Origin of the sequence: Candidatus Nitrotoga sp. BS, assembly GCF_927797785.1 — a bacterium.
GTDB lineage: Bacteria > Pseudomonadota > Gammaproteobacteria > Burkholderiales > Gallionellaceae > Nitrotoga.
Window position 1 is genome coordinate 1 of the sequence record NZ_CAKMLL010000020.1, and the last position, 6,587, is coordinate 6,587.

6 protein-coding genes and 1 pseudogene are annotated in these 6,587 nt (G+C 49.0%); 6 read left to right on the plus strand and 1 reads right to left on the minus strand.

The annotated features are described in order from the left end of the window. Positions 1–308: 308 nt before the first annotated feature. Positions 309–462: pseudogene (locus tag MJ769_RS14595) on the minus strand (transposase); the annotation flags it as partial. A gap of 401 nt (positions 463–863) precedes the next feature. Between MJ769_RS14595 and surE the strand changes: the two are divergent. The 6 genes from surE (at position 864) to rimO (ending at position 6,508) form a co-directional block, all read left to right on the plus strand. Continuing rightward, positions 864–1,616, plus strand: a complete 753-nt coding sequence (surE, locus tag MJ769_RS00975; protein ID WP_239233977.1) for a 5'/3'-nucleotidase SurE — start codon at positions 864–866, stop codon at positions 1,614–1,616. Then, entirely contained in the window at positions 1,613–2,269 is a 657-nt protein-coding gene (locus MJ769_RS00980) for a protein-L-isoaspartate(D-aspartate) O-methyltransferase (RefSeq protein ID WP_239233978.1), read from the plus strand. The genes surE and MJ769_RS00980 overlap by 4 nt, the downstream gene beginning before the upstream one ends. After that, complete coding sequence (locus MJ769_RS00985; RefSeq protein WP_239233979.1) at positions 2,266–3,234, plus strand: peptidoglycan DD-metalloendopeptidase family protein; 969 nt, start codon at positions 2,266–2,268, stop codon at positions 3,232–3,234. Before MJ769_RS00980 ends, MJ769_RS00985 begins: the two co-directional genes overlap by 4 nt. Beyond that, positions 3,231–4,085 (plus strand): radical SAM protein, encoded by an 855-nt coding sequence (locus MJ769_RS00990; RefSeq protein ID WP_239233980.1) that lies wholly within the window; start codon positions 3,231–3,233, stop codon positions 4,083–4,085. Before MJ769_RS00985 ends, MJ769_RS00990 begins: the two co-directional genes overlap by 4 nt. Positions 4,086–4,295: 210 nt before the next feature. Continuing rightward, entirely contained in the window at positions 4,296–5,075 is a 780-nt protein-coding gene (locus MJ769_RS00995; protein WP_239233981.1) for a ZIP family metal transporter, read from the plus strand. A 110-nt stretch (positions 5,076–5,185) separates the two neighbouring features. Next, positions 5,186–6,508: a 30S ribosomal protein S12 methylthiotransferase RimO gene (rimO, locus tag MJ769_RS01000; protein ID WP_239233982.1), complete on the plus strand. Its 1,323-nt coding sequence runs from the start codon at positions 5,186–5,188 to the stop codon at positions 6,506–6,508. Positions 6,509–6,587: the final 79 nt, after the last annotated feature.

Sequence of the window (6,587 nt, forward strand, 5' to 3'; positions counted from 1 at the left end):
GGTGGCGTGTGTACTCGGTGTCGATCAGTGACAGTAACGCCAGTTCTTGTTCGTCTGGTTTCGCAACCCGGTGCGGCGCATAGATCGTGGTACGATTGACCGCGACCAGCCCGCATTGCTGGGTCACCGTCAGCAACTCTCTTGTGCTGATCCATGACCTGCGAGTCATGGTAGGCATATCCCAGACTTTTTTTTGAGCCAGTCCAGTTCCATCTTCAGCCGCCCAATCTCGGAATACAGGCGCTCCGGGCTGGCGGACGGGTCGACAGGTTTGGGGCCACGCATGGTATCAAACAGACTTGATGCCTGCTCCTGCAATTCCTTCTTCCACAAACCAACTTGTGTCGGATGTACGCCAAACGCCTGTCCAATTTCGTTCGATGTCTTTAAGCCACGGATCGCTTCCAGTGCCACCTTGGCCTTGAACACGCTGGTAAAATTCTTGCGCTTGCTTTCACTCATCTCCTGCTCCTCTTTTACAGCAGGCTTACATCTTAATTTATTGTCTGAAATTCAGGGTCCACTATAGTCCAAGTCGAAAAAGCTGCTTTGCATGTTTGTCTACCTTGTTTGTATGTATCCTTAGCATTAACGCAAAACACAGCAAATTCGATTACAGAGATAGGGGATTTTTAGAGGTGCCCTTTAGATTCTGGAGTTAGCGGGAATTGAGCTGGCTGCTGCTGGAGCATAAGCTATCTTTCCTTGGCGTTGAGGATTTATACCTGAGTCATTTCAGGCGATAATCATATTTTTATTGCTGTCAGTTCTGATCCTTCGGCACGTGATTGTTATAATTAAAACGGATATCAAAGCGCGTTTGGCTGGATATATCCAATATAGAACAAAAGGATAGTAGCAATATGATGCTTATGCTTAGCAATGATGATGGTTATTTTTCACCTGGCCTGGCTTGCCTTGCGGAAACGTTATCTACCATTGCCGAAATAATAGTGGTGGCGCCAGAACGCGATCGCAGCGGTTCGAGTAATTCTCTGACGCTGGATCGCCCGCTCAACTTACGTCGTGCAGCCAACGGTTTTTATTATGTAAATGGTACGCCAACCGATTGCGTGCATTTGGCAGTTACTGGCATGCTGGATACTCAGCCGGATATGGTTATCTCCGGCATTAATGCGGGTGCCAATATGGGTGACGATACAATTTACTCAGGCACGGTGGCAGCTGCGACCGAAGGTTTTTTGCTGGGCATCCCGGCAATTGCCGTATCGCTGGTGGGTAGGGAGTTGGCACATTACGATACTGCGGCACGTGTGGTGACTGAGCTAGTGCTGCAATTTGAAAAACGCACTCATACTCTTCCATGGTTGCTTAACGTGAATGTGCCCGACATTTCTTACGACCAATTGCAAGGCCGCGAAGTGACCCGCCTGGGCAAGCGTCACAAGGCCGAGCCAGTGATAAAGGGAACCAATCCGCATGGAGAGACAGTGTACTGGATTGGTGCGGCTGGCAAGGCGCAGGATGCGGGGGCGGGCACGGATTTTTATGCCATTTCTCAACACCGTGTGTCAATCACGCCATTACAGATGGATCTGACGCAACATAGCCAGCTCGATGCGGTAGGAACATGGCTTACAGGTAACACTACATGAGTGAACGCCATAGTGGCATTGGTATGACCTCGCAACGCACACGCGGGCGATTGATAGAAAGGTTGCGTGTGCGGGGGATTAAGGATGAGGTTGTACTGGCTGCAATGAATGCGGTGCCGCGCCACATATTTATCGACGAAGCACTGGCCAGCCGTGCCTATGATGATGTGGCGTTGCCGCTGGGGTTTGGTCAGACCATTTCTCAGCCTTACATTGTAGCGCGCATGATTGAAATTTTGCGAAATGGACAAGGTCTAAACCGTGTGCTGGAAGTGGGTACCGGTTGTGGTTATCAGGCGGCGGTGCTAGCTCAGGTGGCACGTGATGTATATTCGGTGGAACGCTTGCAGCCTCTATACGAGCGCGCGGCTGGCTACATGAAAGAATTACAGGTAAGAAATGTTTATTTGCGTTATGCGGATGGCAGTATTGGTTTGCCAGCAGTCGCGCCGTTTGATGGCATCATTATGGCGGCAGCAGCTACGCATGTACCACAGGCATTGCTGGAACAGCTAGCTGTGGGTGGTAAGATGGTTCTGCCATTGGGCGCACAGGAACAGTTTTTATGTCTGATTGAGCGTAGGGCGCAGGGTTACCATGAAACGCGCTTGGAGGCAGTGAAATTCGTGCCACTATTGATAGGGAAAGCATGAGACTGAAAAAAATTACTTTTCAATTATTGTCTACTGCTATTGTAGTTATTGTTGCAGAGTTAGTGACGGGTTGTTCTTCCAGCGGGTCTTACGCACCTGTAGTAGAAGGAGGAGTAGGGCGCGAAATTGAGCGCAGAGTCATGATGAGAAAGCCGGTTGTACCGACATCTGCGCCAGCCATTAAAGTTTTGCCACGCGATCAAGACGGGCGTCCGCTGGATTACGTAGTACAAAAAGGCGATACTTTGTATAGCATAGCTTTTAGCTATGGTCTTGATTATCGAGAAATTGCCGAGCTAAATAGTATTCGGAATTATGACATGATCCTGGTGGGCCAGGCGTTACACTTGCCCCCTGTTAGTACTTCGAACGTGGTTACAACTGTAGTAGAAAGCTATCCTCTAAAAGTTCCCGCCAAGAGCCAACCTAAGGTGACCAAGCTGCCGTATACCGAGCAGGCTGTGGCACAGATTGAAAAAATCCAGGAAAACCTGAAAAAACCTGAAACTGTGATGGTGGCCAAAGTCCAGAATAGACCTGAAATTAGACCCGGAGTCAAAATTGATGGTACTGCCGATGATGATGGTAATTCGTTGGAGTGGGGTATGCCAACATCTGGAACGCTAATAAGTGAATTTTCTGAAACCGCCAGCCGCAAGGGAATCGATATTGCCGGTAAGTTGGGCCAAGCGATTGTTGCCAGTTTGGCGGGCAAGGTCGTATATAGCGGCAACGGCCTGCGCGGATATGGCAAGCTGATCATCATCAAGCATAACAAGACTTATCTCAGCGCTTATGCTCATAACGACCAGCTGCTGGTACAGGAAGGGGACCAGGTAAGAAAAGGGCAGAAAATCGCAGAAATGGGCAATACTGATACCGAGCAGGTCAGCCTACACTTCGAGATACGCCGCTTTGGTAAGCCAGTTGATCCTGCCAAATATCTGCCGCTCGTAAAATCTTGAGCAATACTAGGCTTGATGTAACCGATCACAGTCGCGACAGCGCGGGCTTGCGCTACGTCTATCCCGTGGTGTCGCGACGGGCGGGCGGGGTGTCAGTTGGCATCAATCTCAATACCAATAACGCCTGCAATTGGCGCTGTATCTATTGTCAGGTGCCGGATCTCAAGCGCGGCACAGCACCGAGGGTTGATTTGGCGCTGCTGGAGCAGGAGTTGCGCGGTTTTCTTCATGAGTTGCTGCACGGTGATTTTATGCAACGCTGCGTGCCGGAAGAGGCGCGCCGTATTAACGATATTGCTTTGTCCGGTAATGGTGAACCGACCAGTGCCAAAGAATTTGAACAGGTTATTACACTTATCGGCAAGCTGCGACAAGAACTGGCGTTGCCCTCCCACATAAAACTGGTTCTCATCACTAATGGCAGTCTTATGCACCGTAAAAACGTGCAGCAAGGTCTGCGCGAGTTGGCGCAACTCAATGGTGAAGTGTGGTTCAAGGTTGATCGTGCCAGCAAGGCGGAAATGCAGCGAATCAACAATACCCGCACAAGTCTGGTTAAAGTACGCGAGAATCTCGCCACCTCTATCGCGTTGTGCCCGGTTTGGTTACAAACCTGCTGGTTCATGCTGGATGGCAAACCACCGAGTAAGCAGGACGAGGATGATTTCCTGAGTTTTTTGAACACATTGTTACATGACAATATCAAACCTGAAGGTGTGTTGCTTTACAGCTTGGCGCGCCCCACGTTACAGCCAGAAGCACCGAATCTGGCCGCGCTATCAGAGCAGCAATTGGAAGCGTTCGCTGCGCGCATTCGGGCGATAGGAGTTGAAGTGAAGGTGGCAACATAACGACGGGAAAACAGTCTTCGAGCAGACACGTTTTTTCGATCCTTAAACCTGTATCGTTACAGTAAGTCGAAATATGAAGTGTAGAAATCGAAGTTATTCGGTTTTTCAGTTTTTTGGAAAATTAAATCCATTGCAATTAACCGCGCACTTAGAGAATGGCTTGCTTGCCTTTAGGTATAATCCGCGCCTCATTTATTTCTTAAGCTCACCATGAGTATTTTGGTCTGGATTATCACCACTTGCATTTTAGGTGGCACGTTGAGCGTAGCATGTGCAGCATTATTTGCGTTTAGCAGCCGTAAGCAGAATTTCCTTGGTGGCATGGTGAGCTATGCAATTGGTGCCCTGCTTGGAGCAGTGTTTCTCAATATTTTACCCGAAGCAATCAAGCTAACCCCCAATGTAGCTGTTTTGAGTGGCACGGTGTTGTTTGGCATTCTGCTGTTTTTCATCCTGGAAAAATTGGTGCTGTGGAGGCATTGCCACCATGAGCATTGCGAAGCGCATTTGGTAGTCGATACAAAACATGGGTCTGACCATGGACGCAGTGGCATGATGATTATCATAGGTGACACTTTTCATAACTTTGTGGATGGGATCATCATAGCAGCGGCTTTTCTGACTGACGTGCATCTGGGTCTCATTACAGCACTGGCCATCATCGCACACGAGATTCCGCAGGAAGTAGGTGATTTCGCTATCCTGTTGCATTCGGGTTATAGCAAACTACGTGCCTTTCAATTGAATTTAATATCCAGCTTCGCCTCTGTGGCAGGCGGCATACTGGGATACTTTACTTTGCAGACCATGCAGTCGTGGATACCGTCATTGCTGGCGCTGGCAGCTGCAAGCATGATTTATGTTGCGGTGGCAGACCTGATACCTGGATTGCACAAGCGCGTGCAGTTACGCGATACCTTGCAGCAAGTCGTACTGATTGTATCGGGTGTAGGGACAGTGTGGTTGATGAGCGTGTTAATGGTAGAGTAAAAACGATCTCCCCTGCACCACTATTATGCCTTGCACAATTTTGAAAGCTTAGCGAGGATAAATCTGGCTGCAGGAAAGAATATGTACAATTTAATATATAAAGTTAAAGCATGAGCAAACAGAACACAGCGCCACGCGTCGGCTTCGTATCTCTCGGTTGTCCTAAGGCGACTGTGGATTCTGAGCATATCCTTACTCGCTTACGGGCTGAGGGTTATATTATTTCTCCTCACTACACAGATTCCGATCTGGTGGTCGTTAACACTTGCGGTTTCATCGACAGTGCGGTGGAAGAATCGCTTGAAGCAATCGGCGAGGCGTTGGCCGAGAATGGGAAAGTTATTGTTACTGGCTGCTTGGGTGCCAAAGGCAATGTGGTGAAAGAAACGCATCCAAAAGTATTGGCCGTCACGGGCCCACATGCAACAGATGAAGTGATGGAAGCCATACACGCCCATTTACCCAAGCTGCATGATCCATACAGCGATCTGGTCCCGCCGCAAGGTATACGACTGACACCCAAGCATTTTGCATACGTGAAAATTTCCGAGGGCTGTAATCATCGCTGTACCTTTTGTATTATCCCCAGCATGCGTGGCAATCTGGTGAGCCGTCCAGTGGGTGATGTGATGCAGGAAGCGCAGAATCTGGTGAATGCAGGCGTGAAAGAATTACTGGTGATCTCGCAAGACACCAGTGCCTATGGGGTGGATGTAAAATACCTCACGGGTTTCTGGGGTGGGCGGCCGATCAAGACGCGTATGACTGAGCTCGTGCAGACGATGGGCGAGCTGGGCGTATGGGTTCGATTGCATTACGTTTATCCTTATCCACATGTAGATGAAGTCATTCCACTGATGGCGCAGGGAAAAATTTTGCCTTATCTGGATATCCCTTTTCAACACGCCAATGCGCGCATTCTTAAATTAATGAAACGCCCCGCCAGCAGTGAAAACGTGCTCACGCGTATACAGCAATGGCGCAAAATCTGTCCGGACATTACCTTACGCAGTACTTTTATAGTTGGATTTCCCGGCGAAACTGAAGAAGAATTTGAAGAGCTGCTCGATTTTCTCGAAATGGCTCAACTGGATCGCGTTGGAGCATTTATGTATTCGCCTGTGGAAGGTGCGGTGGCCAATAATTTACCGGATCACATCCCACTTGAAGTTCAGCAAGAACGCTTAGGGCGTTTGATGCAATTGCAGGAGGAGATTAGTGGTGAACGCCTTGCATGTAAAGTGGGCAGAACCATGCAGGTGTTGGTTGATGAAGTGGACGAGGAGGGCGCAATTGCGCGTAGCTCAGCTGATGCACCTGAAATCGATGGCCTGGTTTACATCAATAACGGCCAGACATTAAAGGCAGGTGATTTTGTGAATGTCAGAATCACTGATTCGGATGCACACGATCTTTGGGGAGAAACTGTTTAACCTGTCAATTGCTAATTTTCTCGGTCTTGGATTCAAATTCGAAGTGCAACATTCAGTGTTGGCTTCGCCCATGTGCTGG

What these genes read in the sequence shown, in the direction of transcription:
- MJ769_RS00995 (WP_239233981.1), top strand. Translation starts at nt 4,296, where the DNA reads ATGAGTATTTTGGTCTGGATTATCACCACTTGCATTTTAGGTGGCACG.
- MJ769_RS00980 (WP_239233978.1), top strand. Translation starts at nt 1,613, where the DNA reads ATGAGTGAACGCCATAGTGGCATTGGTATGACCTCGCAACGCACACGC.
- MJ769_RS00985 (WP_239233979.1), top strand. Translation starts at nt 2,266, where the DNA reads ATGAGACTGAAAAAAATTACTTTTCAATTATTGTCTACTGCTATTGTA.
- surE (WP_239233977.1), top strand. Translation starts at nt 864, where the DNA reads ATGATGCTTATGCTTAGCAATGATGATGGTTATTTTTCACCTGGCCTG.
- rimO (WP_239233982.1), top strand. Translation starts at nt 5,186, where the DNA reads ATGAGCAAACAGAACACAGCGCCACGCGTCGGCTTCGTATCTCTCGGT.